Source organism: Sediminibacterium sp. (genome assembly GCF_051860225.1).
GTDB lineage: Bacteria > Bacteroidota > Bacteroidia > Chitinophagales > Chitinophagaceae > Sediminibacterium.
Map to the genome: position 1 here is coordinate 50,915 of NZ_JBHYEI010000003.1, position 16,659 is coordinate 67,573.

Consider the following 16,659-nt stretch of genomic DNA (forward strand, 5'->3'; position numbering starts at 1 on the left):
TCGAGTGGCCTTGATTTATTCACGAATTTAGGTGGATAACTCCTTCTTTATTTATTCATTTTTATATTTTTAATTAATATTAATTAAATTATTTTAAATAATTGATTTGCAATGTTATAGCTATATTTTATTTATATTTTGATAGCAAGGTTGTAGGACTAGATGTTTTTATTCTACACTTGTTATTCACAATAGCCCTTCAGCCCTATAAATTCTTCTTCTTTTACCTTATGTTCGCAAGTACTAAACAACGATAACGTGAGATTAAAATCATTAGAAATCAAGGGGTTTAAAAGTTTTGCTGATAAAACAGTGGTAAGCTTTGACGAAGGCATAACAGGCATTATTGGACCGAATGGTTGTGGAAAAAGCAATATCATCGATAGTATTCGTTGGGTAATTGGAGAGCAAAAGATTTCGGCTTTAAGAAGCGAGAATTTAGAAGCACTGGTTTTCAACGGAAGTAAAACTAGAAGTGCAAGTGGATTGGCAGAAGTAAGCTTGACTTTTGAAAATACTAAAAACTTACTACCCACCGAATTTAGTACGGTGACAGTTACTAGGCGTTTTTATAAAAATGGAGAGAGTGAATATAGATTGAATGATGTTACCTGTAGATTGAAGGATATTCATAATTTGTTTTTGGATACCGGAGTGAGTACAGACAGTTATGCCATCATTGAATTGGGAATGGTAGATGATATCATCAAAGACAAAGAAAACAGTCGTAGAAGAATGTTGGAACAAGCGGCTGGAATTACCATTTACAAAACGCGTAAAAAAGAAGCGAAGAATAAACTGGATGCTACAGAACAAGACTTAGCTCGTATCGAAGACCTCTTGTTCGAAATCAATAACCAGTTAAAAACCTTGGAGAGCCAGGCGAGAAAGGCAGAGAAGTTTTATGAAATTAAAAAGGAATATAAAGAAGTAGCGGTTGAATTAGCCAAAGCAGCTTTGGAGGGGTTCAATATTTCTTATCGTGAGTTAACCGAGCAACAAGAGCTCGAGATGGATAAGAAGATGCAATTGGAAGCGGAAATTGCTACTGAAGAAGCGGCTATTGAACAAGAGAAAGTGGCATTTATTACGCAAGAAAGAGCCCTTCAAAGTATGCAGCAGGGCTTTAATGAATTGCAGCAAAATCTTCGCTCAACAGAAAATGATAAAAACCTTGCCAGTCAAAAACTTCAGTACCTAAAAGAGAAAGAAACCAATTTAAAAGATTTCTTAGAAAAAGCGGAAGGTCAATTAAAAACCATTGGGGATTCAATTGAATATTCTCAAATGCAAGTAGGCGAAGAGGAAGCTAATTTGGCGGTTTTACAAGATCGTGTTACTGAAGCTAAAATAGAAGTGGAGACCAAGCGCCAGGTATTTGATGAAAAGCGTTCGGGGGTGGATGCGGTTAGAAACCAGTACCAACAATTTCAACGCAATCAATTTGATGCAGAGAAAAAAGTAGCTGTTGCAGATACCTCTATTCAGAATTTACAAAGAATGCAATTGCAGTTGTCTGATGAACGAACCAATCGTTTGCAACAGTTAGACCAATTGCAGTCTGAAAGCGCTGAAAAAGAAGAAGCCTTAGAAATGAAGCGGATTGATTTGGTTCAATTGCAAGAGCAGCATGAAAAAACCAAAGAGCAGATTTTTGAAACCCAACAACAATTAGAAGTGTTGAGAGGGGAGTTGGCCGATGAGAACCGCAAATTAGATGCTAAGCGCAACGAATTTAATTTGTTGAAAAGCTTGATTGATTCAATGGAGGGGTATCCTGAGAGCATTAAGTTTTTACATAAGAACAATGATTGGAATCATGCTGCCCCTATTTTATCAGATATTATTTATGTAAAAGAAGAATACCGAACTGCAGTTGAAAATGTATTGGAGCCTTACCTAAACTATTATGTGGTTAATAATTTAGCGGAAGGATTAAAAGCCGTTCATTTATTAGACGATAACAAAAAAGGCAAAGCCAATTTCTTTTTATTAGACCAATTTGCCAATTTTCAAAATAATACCAACCAGCCAGCCAATACGCTAAAAGCATTGGATGTAATAGAAGTGGATGACCAATATTATAAACTTGCTGAATACCTATTGGGCAATGTATATATTGGGGAAAACGAAGAAGCCATCCATCACTCAAATGGTGCGGTTGTTTTAGAGAAAACAGGTAAATACGTTAAAGGGAAGTATACCCTAACTGGGGGAAGTGTTGGCTTATTTGAAGGTAAAAAAATTGGTCGTGCCAAAAACTTAGAAAAATTGGCAGAAGAAATTCAGGATCAAGAATCGGTAGTGAGTTTATTAAAAGCAGATATTCAAGCCAAACACAATGAAGTTATTGCGTTTAGCGATCAATTGAAAGAACATGCTATTAAGGCTACAGAGCAAGAGATCAATCAATTGACCAATCAAGTTTTTGCTGCTAAAAATAAAATAGAAAATTTACAGGCTGCTCAACAAAACGGAGAGCAGCGCTTGGCTGATATAGAAGGCCGTTTGCAAGATGAGCAAGATGCTATTGCTGAAACCAGAGAAGTTTTGATTGAGTTAAACAGTCAATTGCAAGATACTGCAGCGCAAATGCGTAATCTAGAACAAGACTATCAAGAATCAGAGAAAGCCTATCATTTTGCATCGGGTCAGTTTAATGAAACCAATTTACAGTTGACTCGTCAGCAGAGTAAATTAACTACTATTAAGCAAGAGTTATTATTTAAAGAGAATCAATTGAATGATTTGCATGAGCAAATCAAGACCAATACCGCTCAATTAGCTGAAGCCGAACAAGCAATTGTAGATGGGGTGGCTTCTTTACAAGAAGTTGAGCAACTATTGCTTGAGTTAATGCGTAATAAGGAAGCGGAAGAAATTAAATTGAATGAAGCCGATCAAGCTTACTATAATTATAGAAATGCATTGCAAGAGAAAGAAAGTGCGCTTCGTATGAAAGTGAAGAGCAAGGAGATGATTGATCATTTAGTCAATGAACTCAAAGATAAACTCAATGAACTTAAATTGCAATTGGCTGGAATGAAGGAGCGCTTGCATGTTGAGTTTAAGATTGAACTAGACGAGATCCTTGATCAACCTAGAACTTCTGATACGCCTTTAGAAGAATTGCAAGCTGCTTCAGATAGAATGCGCAAGCGCATGGACAATATGGGTGAAGTAAACCCTACTGCTATTGAAGCTTACACTGAAATGAAGAAGCGTTACGACTTTATTTTAGAGCAAAAGAACGACTTGGTTACCGCTAAGGAAAGCTTGTTGCAAACCATTTTAGAAGTGGAAGAAACAGCCAATCAATTGTTCTTAGAAACCTTTAACAAGGTTAGAGAGAACTTCCAAAAAGTGTTTAAAGCATTATTTACAGAGGAAGATACTGCAGATATGTTGATGGTAAATCCGGATAACTTAGCAGATACAGGTATTGAGATTGTGGCTAAGCCCAAGGGTAAGCGTCCTAGTTCTATTACCCAATTGAGTGGAGGAGAAAAAACCTTGACTGCAACCGCCTTATTATTTGCTATTTACTTAATTAAGCCAGCACCATTCTGTATCTTGGATGAGGTAGATGCGCCATTGGATGATGCCAACGTGGGTAAATTCACCCAAATGATTAAGAAATTCAGTGATAATTCTCAGTTCATTATTGTAACCCATAACAAGCAAACCATGGGAGCCGTAGATGTGATTTACGGAGTAACCATGCAGGAGCCTGGGGTGAGTAAGCTGGTCCCTGTAGATTTCAGGAGTTTAAACTAACTGTATAAAGATTACCTTTGCGCCTCCATTTTATTATTGGGGGCGCTTTTATTATATATATGAAGTACGAGAAAGAAATTAACAGAAGAAAAACATTTGCCATCATCTCTCACCCAGATGCTGGTAAAACTACTTTAACGGAAAAGTTATTATTATTTGGAGGTGCCATTCAAGTGGCAGGTGCGGTAAAGAGCAATAAAATTAAAAAAGGGGCCACTTCCGACTTCATGGAAATTGAGCGTCAAAGGGGTATCTCCGTAGCTACTTCGGTAATGACTTTTGAATACCAGAATATTCTTATCAATTTGTTGGATACGCCTGGCCACAAAGACTTTGCGGAAGATACTTACAGAACACTAACTGCAGTAGACAGTGTTATCTTGGTAATTGATAGTGTGAACGGGGTAGAAGCACAAACCAGAAGACTAATGGAAGTGTGTCGTATGCGCGATACACCTGTGATTGTGTTCATCAATAAAATGGACCGTGATGGAAAGAATCGATTTGATTTGTTAGAAGAGATAGAAAAAGAACTTGGTATATCCCTGCACCCAATGACTTGGCCTATCAATAGTGGTAAAGAGTTTAAGGGGGTATATAATTTAGACAATAAGAGTTTGCGGTTATTTACGGCAAGTACTAAGGCAGAGGAAGAAGATGTGATTGCCATTACCGATTTAGCAGACCCCGTATTGGATGCAAAAGTTGGTGTCCGTGATGCCAACCAACTCAGAGAAGACGTAGAGCTGATTGATGGGGTATATGGTGACTTAAATCCTGCTGATTATTTAAGTGGATCCATCGCTCCCGTATTTTTTGGATCAGCAGTGAATAATTTTGGGGTGAAGGAAATGCTCGACACTTTTATTAGAATAGCACCAGTTCCTCGTTCTCGAGAAACAACCACCCGAACCATTGAAGTAGGAGAAGAAAAGTTCAGTGGATTTATTTTTAAGATACACGCAAACCTAGATCCTAAACATAGAGACCGAATTGCTTTCATGCGAGTTTGTAGTGGTAAGTTTGAGCGCAATAAATATTATCACCATGTTCGTTTAGACAAAGACATGCGCTTTAGTAATCCCTATAGCTTTATGGCTCGTTCCAAAGAAGTAGTGGAAGATGCTTATGCGGGTGATGTGGTGGGTTTATTTGATACGGGTAATTTTAAAATTGGGGATACCATGACCGAAGGAGAGAACTACTACTTTAGTGGAATTCCTACTTTCTCTCCAGAAATATTTAAGGAGTTGGTCAACAAAGACCCAATGAAAACCAAGCAGCTCGAAAAAGGAATCAGCCAGTTGACGGACGAAGGAGTTGCTCAATTATTTACCCAACATGGAGGTAATAAAAAAATCATTGGTTGTGTGGGTGAATTACAATTTGAAGTTATTCAATACCGTCTTTTACAAGAGTATGGAGCTGCTTGTGAATTTAGAACACTACCTTTTTATAAAGCCTGTTGGTTAACCAGTAAAGACCCTAAAAAGTTAGAAGACTTTTTAAGATTCAAGCAACAAAACGCAGCAGAAGACAAAGATGGTCAGCCCGTATACTTAGCACAAAGTGAATGGTTCTTGAATACTGAAATCACTAATAACCCCGACATTACGTTCCACTTTACCAGTGAAGTGCATAAGTAATACTGGTACATGATATGCATTTAAGGAAATTGTATCTTTAAGTGTATGAACAAATTACTCGGTTTTATTGATTTGCAAAATGGCGAGGAAGAGAAAGCCAAAGTGCTAGATAATGTTGTACGCAATACTAGCTTTAGAGGTGCTAACCTGTGGATATTGGCTTGTGCCATTGTGGTGGCTTCTGTTGGATTGAATGTGAATTCAACTGCAGTTATCATTGGTGCTATGCTGATATCTCCTTTGATGGGACCCATTGTGGGTGCTGGTTTTGCTTTGGGAACTTATGATTTTGCTTTATTGAAAAAGTCGGGTAAGAATTTGTTGATTGCTACGCTAGTAAGCTTACTGGTTTCTACTTTATATTTCTTAATCAGCCCTTTTAAAGATGCACAAAGTGAATTATTGGCCAGAACTTCGCCCAATATTTATGATGTATTGATTGCTTTTTTTGGTGGCTTGGTAGGGGTGATTGCTATTACAAGGGCCGAAAAGGGTAATCCTATTCCTGGAGTAGCTATTGCAACGGCGCTGATGCCCCCTTTGTGTACAGCAGGGTATGGGTTGGCCATGGGCAATTATGCGTACTTTCTAGGAGCGTTATTTCTTTATACCATTAATTGTTTTTTCATTGGGATTGCCACTTTTGTGATAGTGAAATACTTAAAGTATCCATTGGTAAATCATGTTGATAAAGTAAAACAGAAACAAATAAGAAACACCATTAGTTTTTTGATTGTATTGCTTTTAGTTCCGAGTATCTATTTTGCTTATCAAATGATTCAGGAGAAAAAATTCAGAGCAAGGGTTGATGAATTTATCAAAACAGAATTTATAGAAAAGGGACAAATGGTGGTCCATAAAAAAGTAGCTGTTTTTCCAACCAGTAAAATAGAATTGGCCTTTTTAAGCAAACGATTTAGTAATCATGAAGTTGATTCTTTACAAAACAAATTAGCTCAATACAATCTTCCAAACACTAGTTTGGTCATTTTACAAGATTCAGTTATTGTGAATACATCTGTTTCAAACGACATTGGCTATCTACTTTCCGTTCAAAAAGAGTTGGAAAAACAATCGCTCAATCAAGAACAGATTTTTAAAGAGTTGGCTATTTTATTTCCTGATATAGTTCCCGTTTCTATGGGCAATCACGACTATTATTTGGGCACAGATAGTAGCAAGCAAGTAACGGTTTTGTTGTATCAACATACCAATGGATTAGATAGTACAAGCGCCTCAAAACTTCAAGCATGGTTAGCGCAAAAATTGCAAAGAGCGCATATTGAGTTAATTCGTAAATAAAGGGTTGATTATGAAAACAAAAATTTTTTGCTTAAGTGCTTTCTTCCTGATTGCAGGAATGATTAGGGCTCAATCTCAACCTCAATTGCATTACACTGTTTCAATGCCACAGGCGGCAAAGGGAAAATTTCATATAAGCCTTGATGTTGCTGGGTTTAACCAAGATTCTATTGTGCTAAAAATGCCCAACTGGATGCCCGGGTACTATCAGTTAATGAACTATGCCAATACAGTAGATTCTTTTTTTGCGCAAAGTATCAATGGCACCCCATTAAAAGTTAGAAAGACTAATAATAATACATGGATAATTTTTAATAAAAAGAATAGTCCTTTTCGCGTTACTTATCAAATTCAAACAAAGCGAAAATTTGTTGCCAATAGTTTTATTGATAGTGCTCACGCATATATAGTGCCTGCTAATCATTTTATGTATGTAGCTTCTATGCTACAACTGCCAGTTCAAGTAAAAATCAACAGTGCTGATCAACCTAAATTCAATAAAATTGCAACAGGATTAGAACTGGTGAAAGGGAAAACCAATGTATTTACTGCACCCAATTTTGATATCTTGTATGATTGCCCCATTTTAATTGGAGATTTAAAAGAATTACCAGCTTTTACGGTAAGGGGTGTACCTCATCGTTTTATTGGGTATAATATGGGCAGTTTTGATGAAGTACTCTTCATGAATACATTGCAAAAAGCGATTGAACAAGGGGTGAATATTATAGATCATATTCCGTTTAAGGAATATACTTTTATTGGAATTGGACCGGGTAGGGGAGGCATTGAACACTTGAATAATACTACCGTCAGTTTTAACGGAAATGAATTGAAAACGCCAGCGGATATTAACAGAATCATGAATTTTTTAAGTCATGAATATTTTCACCATTACAATGTGAAAAGAATAAGACCCGTAGAGTTAGGGCCTTTTGATTATGATAAGGGGAGTAAGACCACCCAGCTATGGATCAGCGAAGGCTTATCGGTTTACTTTGAATACTTAATGGTGAAACGGGCTAAGATTGTGGATAGGGAAACTTTTTTAGATAACCTTGCAAATAATATTACCGCTCACGAAAATAATCCAGGTAAAGCTCACCAAAGTTTATTGCAAGCCAGTTATAACACTTGGTCTGATGGCCCTTTTGGTACAAGCGGTCAAGACAAAAATAAAGCCATTTCTTATTATGATAAAGGCCCTGTGGTGGGTATGTTATTAGACTTAGCTATACGTAATGCATCCAACAATCAATACAGTTTAGATCAGGTAATGCGCTTTATGTACCAAGAATATTATCAACGATTAAAGCGTGGGTTTACTGATGCAGAATTTCAAGCAGCCTGTGAGCAAATGGCTGGAACTTCTTTGGCCAATGAATTTGAATATATTTCAACTACTAAGGGATTGGATTATCAAAAATACTTGGGCTATGCTGGTTTAACCCTTACTAGCACTGAAGTTGAAAAATCGGGGCAGAAAAAGTTGCAATATAAAATCAGTGTATTGCCTTCCATTACTGCTGATCAATTGTTCATCTTAAATAGTTGGTTGGGGGATTAAAATCTCCGTGAAAACACGGTTGCACATCTTTTCGCTAAACCTTATTTTGGTACATTAATCTAGGCGCATGCGAAACAGGTTTTCATTTTTTCTCTTCTTGCTTATAGTTGGTCTTGGATGTGGGTTTGGGTCTTGCACAAGAATTCCATTACAAAGCATCACTTTGTCGGAACGTATTCAAGAGGAAGGGGCTAGAATGCATCAACTGAATACCTTGTTGATGCATCAATTATTTGCTGAAAAAAAAGCCCGGGTCAATGATTTTATCAAGAATGAGTATACGCCCAGCATCATTCATAAAATGACCAGCGATTTGGATGATGACTTAGATGTTAAATCGGAATTGCCACAAATAATGGCTGCAGCTCTGCCAATGATTAATGAGCGTCAGTATGCTATGCAAATGGCACTAGATTCAGCAAAAATTAAAATTATGGATCAGCTCAATGCCGATTTTGCAAAATATAATATGGCTAATACTGAGATGAAAAAATTACTAGAATCTGCAGTAAAATTAAATGAAGAAAAAAAGCAATTATTGAATCAATCGAATTGGTTTAAGCGGAAGGGTATTGATTATGACCAATTGGCTGAACTATTGGATCGATTTATTCACTCTTCCGGGAATATTGGTGGGCTCATAGTGAATTTGAACAAAGACTTAAATAAAGTATTGAACCAATAAAAGCTGTTATGAATAATCAATGGCAAAAGAAAGCAAAGCAAGCACAAAAAGAAACTGATGCTGCATTATCCAATCAGATTGATCAATTGACTAGCATTAAGCAAAAAGAAATTGACCAATTATTGACTGAAAATTCTATGAATACGGCGGAGTTTAATCAGTTAATTAAACTCATTAAAGACCAAACAAAAAGCAATAATGATAAAATAAAAGCACTATCCAATATGCAGAATGGATTAGAACTTTTGGTAGGCTTAGTGGGCAAATTGATTTAGTCCAATATGGGTTCCCTTCAAAATCCTTAATTTTGCCCTCTCATGAAGGCAAAAACACTCAAAAAGGATAAGGTTAATATTATTACCCTCGGCTGCAGTAAAAATTTAGTGGACTCAGAAGTATTAAGTGGTCAATTGGCTGCTAATGATATTGACGTAGTGCATGAAAATGCCAAATTAGACCACAATATTGTGGTGGTGAACACTTGTGGGTTCATCGATAAAGCCAAAGAGGAAAGTATTAATACCATTTTAGATCAGGTTGAACTCAAGCGTAGAGGTAAATTAGATAAAGTATATGTTACAGGCTGTTTAAGTGAGCGATACAGGGGCGATTTAGAAGCAGAAATGCCAGAAGTAGACGCATGGTTTGGCACGCTAGAATTGCCTTTGATTTTAAAACAGTTTGAAGCCGATTATAAGGCAGAGTTGTTGGGCGAACGCATGTTGAGTACTCCCAAGCATTATGCGTATTTAAAAATTGCAGAAGGGTGTAATAGAACCTGCTCTTTTTGCGCCATCCCATTAATGCGAGGGAAACATATTAGTAGATCTATTGAGGACCTGGTTACAGAAGCTGAATCTTTGGTTCAAAAGGGCGTGAAAGAAATTATGTTGATTGCCCAAGAGCTAACTTATTATGGTTTAGACCTGTATAAAGAGCGTGCATTGCCTAAATTGTTAGATGAACTGGCCGATATAAAAGGATTGGAGTGGATTAGATTACATTATGCTTATCCAAGTAAATTTCCTTTGGAAATTTTAGAAGTAATGCAGCGCAGAGAAAATATCTGTAATTATTTAGACATGCCATTGCAACATGCAAGCAATCGTATGCTAAAAGCGATGCGTCGTAATATTACCCGAGAAGAAATGTCTGAATTGATTCACCAGATAAAAGCAGCTGTTCCAGGTATTTGTTTAAGAACCACATTGATTGCGGGTTTTCCAGGGGAAACTGAAGAAGACGTAGAAGAATTGAAAGCATTTTTACAGGAACACCGCTTTGATCGGGTAGGTATTTTTAATTATAGTCATGAAGAAAATACCAGTGCATATGATTTAGAAGATGATGTTCCCGCTGAAGTAAAAGCGGCACGTGCGCAAGAGATCATGGAAGTGCAACAGGAAATTTCTTACGAGAAAAACCAAGAAAAAGTAGGAAAAATTTTTAAAGTATTGATTGATAAAAAAGAAGCTGGTCGTTACTTAGGTAGAACTGAATTTGATAGTGTAGAAGTAGACAATGAAGTAGTCATTCACAGTACTAAAAAATTGCCTATTGGGGAATTTGTACAAGTGAAAATCACCAAAGCCTACGATTACGATTTAGAAGGAGAAGTAGTTGCTTAATTGCTAGGATTAAAATTTAAATCCTAAAGTAAGCATAATATTTCCTCTATTACCACGCTGTTCTGCAAAAGTGTTGGGCTTATCATTTAAACGATATGCAAACACCGCATCTTTGTTCATGATATGCGAATAGGATAGGTCTATGAATATCCCCTTATTTCTATATCCCAATCCGCCAGTACCAATGATTCTGCTGGCTTTCAATGCTTCGTCTTGATAAGGACTACCATAATAAGCAGCACCTAATCTGAACATTACTGTATTGAATTTTAATTCACCGCCAATTTTAGCATTGATATTGCCTTTGTAATTATCAATGATGGATTCATTTAAGGCAGAATAATAATTGCGAAAACCTGCATCTGCCGCATTTTCACCAGTTACGGTAAATCTTGCTCCCTTATAGTGAACATATTCAATATCGGCACTGATAAAACCTCTTTGTAAACGGGTATCATTAATTTCTCTGAAAACAAGACTAAAGCTACCGATGGCTCTCCAAGGAGTAGTAATATTATACTTGCTGGTGCCTGCACGACCATTGTTTAGATCATCGCTACTTTCTGAGCGCCTTCCAGCATATCCTTCCGTATCCGCAATCAAAGAAGAACGGATTCTATCCGTCATGGTAATTAACTGTGGGCTGTGAAATGCAAATCCAATTCTGACAAATTCAGTTGGTTTGTAAATGGTTCCTAATTTCAATCCAATACCTGCACCTTGGGAAGTATATGTTTCTTTGTATTCAAAAAAGTTAAATTGATTGGTAGGGTCATTGGTAATATCCCTCTCGCTGTAAACCAATTCCCTAGTGTATTTAATGATTGGAATGGTAAAACTTCCACCTACATAGAGTTTGTCGGCCATATTACCCGCCAACCCCAACGCGATTTCATTGTATCCACCACTGGTTCTTGCATTATACGATTGGGTAACACCAGAAGAAATAGGAACCAAGCTTTGGTATCCCGCAACTGCACCACCTAGGCCACTTAATGTATCTACTAAAAAAGTTCTGAAAGCCAGTGATGAACCAAAAATATAATTACTTAAAGCTGCATTGGTATCAGCTCTATCTCGGGTTAATTCTTCTAAATATTTTTCAGTAAAAGAACTGAAATTATTTTGCCCACTAAAACTTACTTGATTATTATAATTGGCCAATTGATTTACGGATATGGCAAATGCAGAACTTGTCCACTTGCTATATCCAGATCGGTTGTTCCCTGCTAAAATAAGTCCACTAGTACCTAAAGCGAATCCTGATTTATTGGTGCTAGAATCTGTTCCTCGGTAGTTGAATTTATTATTATTAAGTAAAAAACCAGGCGATAAAACCAACTCTCTTGTTTTGTATAAACCAATACCAGCTGGGTTTACATGGTTAGCAGTAATATCTCCACCTAAAGATCCCATGACTCCACCTACTGCCATATTTCTAGCAGTTCCATTGGGAGTAAACCAAGCAAGCCTAAGTGCTTCTTCAGGTGTTTGAGCAGTTGCGGTTTGAACAAAAATGGCCAGTCCGCTTAATAAAAAGCCGAAATATTTTTTCATACAAAGTGTTAATTAGTTTCTACCACCACGTCCTGTGCTGGCACTAGATCCAGTACTTTTAAAACCACCGCTAGCACCACCCGCACTGCTGCTCGTAGCAGGAATACTACCGCTTGAGCTGTTGCCAAAAGTTCTGATAGAACGATCATAAGTGGTTGCAGAGCCTCCCGAAGTATTTGGATTAGCAAATACACGCTTTACTAAATTGCCAAAATTATTGCTGCTATTAGAGCCGCCAGTAGCGTACCAGTTTCCGCCTTTTGCATTGTTACTATTATTGTAACTTCTGTTTCTTAAAGCACTTAAGTTTGATCCTGAATTATACGCAGGAGTAATTGCTTTTGGATTTGCATAGTTCACCACAGAGAACATTGGATTTCCCCAACCCATTCGATTTCCAAAAATTCCACCATTCCATCCGCCACCAAAAAAACCACCACCATAAAAGTTATTCCAAGCGTTGATACCTGGTCTAAATCCAAACCCAATACTCCATGGGTTCAAATTAAACCTGAAAGGGTCTAGAATCCAAGGATTAAACGAATTAAAATGATTAAAACTAAAAGGAGAGAAATCGTAACGCATATCGTTCCAATAGCTAAAGTTATCGATGGTACTCCAACGGTTTCTATTAGCGACTCTCATGCGTAGATAGCGGTCGTCCATTGTGCTCACATATTCTTGATAACGTTCGTCGTTATTCTTATTGTTATTGGAGGCATAGGATTCTACCTCTTGTCCTGGCGAAAAATATACATCATCAGGAGTTTGTCCTAATTGATAAGCAGTACTACATCCACTGAGTAGGGTGGTAGCAACAAAAGCACTTACAAATAATTTTTTCATGATTTTCCTTTTTAGGTTCATCAATTTGGTTGGGTGAAGTTACATACATTTGCGATTAATAACTTCTTTCAATATAATGGCAAAATACATGCCAACTAACAAATGTTAGTGTTGAGTGGGTTAAAAAAAACAAAATATTTTATGGGTAAGGAAATAACGGCTAGGGCACAGGATTATTCACAGTGGTATAACGACTTAATTATCAAGGGAAACTTAGCAGATTACTCAGCTGTTAGAGGATGTATGGTGATTAAGCCCTACGGTTTTGCACTATGGGAAAATATGCGTGATGTGTTAGACAAAATGTTTAAAGACACTGGTCACCAGAATGCTTACTTTCCGCTTTTTGTACCCAAAAGCCTATTTGAGGCAGAAGAAAAAAATGCAGAAGGATTTGCAAAAGAATGTGCAGTAGTTACCCATTATAGATTAAAAACAGATCCCAATAATAAAGGGAAATTAATGGTTGATCCTGAGGCAAAATTAGAAGAAGAATTAGTGGTGCGCCCTACTAGTGAAGCCATTATTTGGAATACCTATAAAGGTTGGATTCAAAGCTATCGTGATTTGCCTTTGTTGATTAATCAGTGGGCCAATGTAGTAAGATGGGAGATGAGAACCAGATTGTTTTTACGGACAGCAGAGTTCTTGTGGCAAGAAGGGCATACTGCACATGCAACAGCAGAAGAAGCAATAGAAGAGACAAAGCGCATGTTAGATGTGTATGCAGACTTTGCAGAAAATTGGATGGCGTTGCCGGTTATTAAAGGAGTTAAATCACCTAACGAACGCTTTGCAGGAGCCGAAGATACTTATTGTATTGAAGCTTTAATGCAAGACGGTAAAGCATTACAAGCTGGTACTTCTCATTTCTTAGGACAAAATTTTGCCAAAGCATTTGATGTAAAATTCAGTGACAAGCAAAATAAGTTAGACTATGTATGGGCAACCAGTTGGGGAGTTAGTACCCGTTTAATTGGGGGATTGGTGATGGCACATAGTGACGACGACGGCTTGATTTTACCACCTCGAATTGCCCCAATTCAAGTGGTGATTGTTCCTATATATAAAGGGGAAGAGCAGAAAGCCCAAATTGATGATGTAGTACATCAAATGAAAAAGGAAATGGTTACATTAGGTATTACCGTTAAATATGATGATTCAGATAACAGTAGACCAGGTTGGAAATTTGCAGAATATGAACTAAAAGGAGTACCTGTAAGAATCGCTGTAGGGGCAAGAGATTTAGAGAATAAAGTAGTAGAAGTAGCTAGAAGAGATACCAAAGAAAAACAAACGGTAGCATTAGAAGGAATTTCGGCTTATGTGAAAGACCTATTAGACCATATTCAAGTGTCTATGTACAACAAAGCAAAAGCATTTCAACAAGAAAATATTAGAAAGGCCGATACTTGGGATGAATTCGTTCAAATCTTAGATACCAATGCTGGTTTTGTGTCTGCACATTGGGATGGTACGGCTGAAACAGAAGATAAAATTAAAGAACTGACCAAGGCAACTATTCGTTGTATTCCTTTGGATAATCCTCAGGAAGAAGGTCAGTGTATTTTAACTCAAAAAAAATCTACCCAAAGAGTGCTTTTTGCAAGAGCATATTGATATATTTATTAAATGGAATATAATAAATATAGTCTCGTCTTTAAGGGAAATGGATTTGAGTATTTCAAAATTCAGTTAGTTAATATTATACTCACTACCATTACCCTTGGTTTGTATTACCCGTGGGCTAAAGCTAGAACGCTTCATTTCTTTTACGGGAATACTATTTTTAATAATCAGCCCTTTGTATTTACTGGTACAGGATCAGAAATGTTTAAAGGATTTATTAAAGCATTTATACTGCTTTTGGGTCTTTATGCATTAGTGGTTTATTTGGCCTTAAATGAGCAGGAATTAGTAGGATTTGTATTGTTATATATAGTGCTAGTATTAATTATTCCGTTTGCTATTCATGGATCCTATCGATACCGGTTTGCAAAAACTGTTTGGAGTGGAATTAGATTTGGCTACATGGGCGATAAATGGGATTTGTTTTTTTTATGTGTAAAGGGTACGTTATTAACCATTTTTACATTTGGCATTTATGGGGCTTGGTTTGCTATGAATTTAAGAAGGTACTTGCTTTGTAATGTAAAAATTGGGGATGCAAGATTTGCTTATAAAGGCGTTGGGGGTGAATATTTTTGGCTAAATGTAAAAGGCTATTTACTAACGCTTATCACATTTGGTATTTACTTTTTCTGGTGGCAAAAAGATTTGTTTAATTATTTTATTGACAATTTAAGGCTTACTAAAGATGATCAAACCATGTTGGTTAAATCAACCGCAACTGGTGGAGATTTTTTTGAATTAATCTTAGTAAACTTACTCTTATTTGTTTTTACTTTAGGATTGGCAACTCCTTGGATTATCATGAGAACAACTCGCTTTATTGTATCTAGTATTTCATTAGATGGAACAATTGCATTTGATGAACTAAGACAAACCCAAGCCAATTATAGTGATGCCACAGGAGAAGATATTGCAGACTTTTTAGACTTTGGATTTATCATATAATGGAGCAAGTTTATTCAGTAGATTTTTTTGATGGAATGCAAGCGGGAGCTAATCCTGCTTTGATGTATTATAATACAGAAGGCATTTTTATTCAAATGGGATTCTATTGGAATAAAGAAGCTACCGTTTTGTTTTATGCATATAATCAGTGCAAAATTCAACAAACGGGCAATAATTTTTTTGTATTCTTGAATAAAGAAGCTACCAATTATATTTCTTTTAATACAAACGAATCATTTGTACAGTCCTTAAAGCAACAACTCGAACAGAAAGATTCATCTTTTGCAGGTTCCTTGTTAAGGATGAATGCACTTACTTTATTGTTAATGGTAGTGGTCTTATTTGCTGGTGTGTATTGGGCCATATCTGCCATTGTCCCTTGGGCAGGGTTAAAATTAATTAAACCTGAAACCGAAACAGAAATCGGTGAAAAAATGCATGAATCAATGATGAGAGGAGAAACCATTGATGAAAGGCGCACAGCAGTTCTGCAGCAGTTTGCCAAAGAATTAAAACTCAGTAAAGACTATCCCATTAAATTAACGGTGGTAAAAAATAAAGAAGTGAATGCATATGCTATACCGGGGGGAAATATAGTGGTTTATACAGGCATTTTAAAAGCGATGAAATCTCCCGATGAGTTGGCAGCTTTATTAGGGCATGAAGCAGCTCATATTAACGAACGGCATAGTTTAAAATCTATATTAAGAAGTGCTGCAACAGGTTTAATGGTATCGGTTGTCTTAAATGATGTATCGGGTATTTTATCAATCATTGTTGAAAATGCGGAAGGACTTAGAACCATGCATTTTTCTAGAGGAATTGAAGCCAATGCAGATGAAGAGGGGATGAAGTTATTGGTGAAGAATGGAATACACCCATTAGCGATGAAAAAATTAATGCAACGATTAAAGGAAAATACCCCCGAAATTCCAGATGCATTTTCATTTATGCTTTCTCATCCAGCTACAGACGACAGAATTAAACATGCGAATGAATTTGCTATTCCTTATAAAAAGAGTTCCTTTGCACCCAATCCAGTTTTGGATTCATTATGGAGCGAACTAAAATAAC

12 protein-coding genes are annotated in these 16,659 nt (G+C 36.7%); 10 read left to right on the forward strand and 2 right to left on the reverse strand.

The window, feature by feature from the left end:
• Nucleotides 1-258 precede the first annotated feature (258 nt).
• The 7 genes from smc (at nt 259) to rimO (ending at nt 10,605) form a co-directional block, all read left to right on the forward strand.
• Entirely contained in the window at nt 259-3,777 is a 3,519-nt protein-coding gene (gene smc, locus ACTIEI_RS10735; protein ID WP_439506294.1) for a chromosome segregation protein SMC, read from the forward strand.
• Nucleotides 3,778-3,836: 59 nt separating this feature from the next.
• Nucleotides 3,837-5,423, forward strand: coding sequence for a peptide chain release factor 3 (locus ACTIEI_RS10740; RefSeq protein ID WP_324483643.1), 1,587 nt, complete (start codon nt 3,837-3,839; stop codon nt 5,421-5,423).
• Nucleotides 5,424-5,468: 45 nt separating this feature from the next.
• Complete coding sequence (locus ACTIEI_RS10745; RefSeq protein ID WP_439506295.1) at nt 5,469-6,725, forward strand: DUF389 domain-containing protein; 1,257 nt, start codon at nt 5,469-5,471, stop codon at nt 6,723-6,725.
• 10 nt (nt 6,726-6,735) lie between these two features.
• Nucleotides 6,736-8,292 (forward strand): M61 family metallopeptidase, encoded by a 1,557-nt coding sequence (locus ACTIEI_RS10750; protein ID WP_439506296.1) that lies wholly within the window; start codon nt 6,736-6,738, stop codon nt 8,290-8,292.
• A gap of 67 nt (nt 8,293-8,359) precedes the next feature.
• Nucleotides 8,360-8,977 carry a hypothetical protein gene (locus ACTIEI_RS10755; protein ID WP_439506297.1) on the forward strand — a complete coding sequence of 206 codons (618 nt, stop codon included), beginning with the start codon at nt 8,360-8,362 and terminating at the stop codon, nt 8,975-8,977.
• Between the two features lie 8 nt (nt 8,978-8,985).
• Entirely contained in the window at nt 8,986-9,252 is a 267-nt protein-coding gene (locus tag ACTIEI_RS10760) for a hypothetical protein (protein WP_439506298.1), read from the forward strand.
• A gap of 42 nt (nt 9,253-9,294) precedes the next feature.
• Complete coding sequence (gene rimO / locus ACTIEI_RS10765) at nt 9,295-10,605, forward strand: 30S ribosomal protein S12 methylthiotransferase RimO (RefSeq protein ID WP_439506299.1); 1,311 nt, start codon at nt 9,295-9,297, stop codon at nt 10,603-10,605.
• Nucleotides 10,606-10,614: 9 nt separating this feature from the next.
• Here rimO and ACTIEI_RS10770 read toward each other — a convergent pair whose 3' ends face one another.
• Both ACTIEI_RS10770 and ACTIEI_RS10775 read right to left on the reverse strand, forming a co-directional pair.
• The gene (locus tag ACTIEI_RS10770) at nt 10,615-12,162 is read right to left on the reverse strand and encodes an OmpP1/FadL family transporter (RefSeq protein ID WP_439506300.1); all 1,548 of its coding nucleotides are present in this window, start codon (nt 12,160-12,162) and stop codon (nt 10,615-10,617) included.
• 12 nt (nt 12,163-12,174) lie between these two features.
• Nucleotides 12,175-13,008, reverse strand: a complete 834-nt coding sequence (locus ACTIEI_RS10775; RefSeq protein WP_439506301.1) for a hypothetical protein — start codon at nt 13,006-13,008, stop codon at nt 12,175-12,177.
• 141 nt (nt 13,009-13,149) lie between these two features.
• On the opposite strand from ACTIEI_RS10775, the gene proS reads away from it, so the two are divergent.
• From proS to ACTIEI_RS10790, 3 genes are read left to right on the forward strand one after another with little or no spacing between them, the layout of a single operon-like run.
• A complete protein-coding gene (gene proS / locus ACTIEI_RS10780; protein WP_439506302.1) occupies nt 13,150-14,628 on the forward strand; it encodes a proline--tRNA ligase in 1,479 nt (492 codons plus the stop codon).
• Between the two features lie 12 nt (nt 14,629-14,640).
• Nucleotides 14,641-15,585, forward strand: a complete 945-nt coding sequence (locus ACTIEI_RS10785) for a YjgN family protein (protein WP_439506303.1) — start codon at nt 14,641-14,643, stop codon at nt 15,583-15,585.
• Nucleotides 15,585-16,658 (forward strand): M48 family metallopeptidase, encoded by a 1,074-nt coding sequence (locus tag ACTIEI_RS10790; RefSeq protein WP_439506304.1) that lies wholly within the window; start codon nt 15,585-15,587, stop codon nt 16,656-16,658. The genes ACTIEI_RS10785 and ACTIEI_RS10790 overlap by 1 nt, the downstream gene beginning before the upstream one ends.
• Nucleotide 16,659: the final 1 nt, after the last annotated feature.

Excerpts from the sequence above, each read along its gene's own strand:
- ACTIEI_RS10740 (WP_324483643.1), top strand. The coding sequence starts at position 3,837 with ATGAAGTACGAGAAAGAAATTAACAGAAGAAAAACATTTGCCATCATC.
- ACTIEI_RS10745 (WP_439506295.1), top strand. The coding sequence starts at position 5,469 with ATGAACAAATTACTCGGTTTTATTGATTTGCAAAATGGCGAGGAAGAG.
- ACTIEI_RS10750 (WP_439506296.1), top strand. The coding sequence starts at position 6,736 with ATGAAAACAAAAATTTTTTGCTTAAGTGCTTTCTTCCTGATTGCAGGA.
- ACTIEI_RS10755 (WP_439506297.1), top strand. The coding sequence starts at position 8,360 with ATGCGAAACAGGTTTTCATTTTTTCTCTTCTTGCTTATAGTTGGTCTT.
- ACTIEI_RS10760 (WP_439506298.1), top strand. The coding sequence starts at position 8,986 with ATGAATAATCAATGGCAAAAGAAAGCAAAGCAAGCACAAAAAGAAACT.
- rimO (WP_439506299.1), top strand. The coding sequence starts at position 9,295 with ATGAAGGCAAAAACACTCAAAAAGGATAAGGTTAATATTATTACCCTC.
- ACTIEI_RS10770 (WP_439506300.1), bottom strand. The coding sequence starts at position 12,162 with ATGAAAAAATATTTCGGCTTTTTATTAAGCGGACTGGCCATTTTTGTT.
- ACTIEI_RS10775 (WP_439506301.1), bottom strand. The coding sequence starts at position 13,008 with ATGAAAAAATTATTTGTAAGTGCTTTTGTTGCTACCACCCTACTCAGT.
- proS (WP_439506302.1), top strand. The coding sequence starts at position 13,150 with ATGGGTAAGGAAATAACGGCTAGGGCACAGGATTATTCACAGTGGTAT.
- ACTIEI_RS10785 (WP_439506303.1), top strand. The coding sequence starts at position 14,641 with ATGGAATATAATAAATATAGTCTCGTCTTTAAGGGAAATGGATTTGAG.
- ACTIEI_RS10790 (WP_439506304.1), top strand. The coding sequence starts at position 15,585 with ATGGAGCAAGTTTATTCAGTAGATTTTTTTGATGGAATGCAAGCGGGA.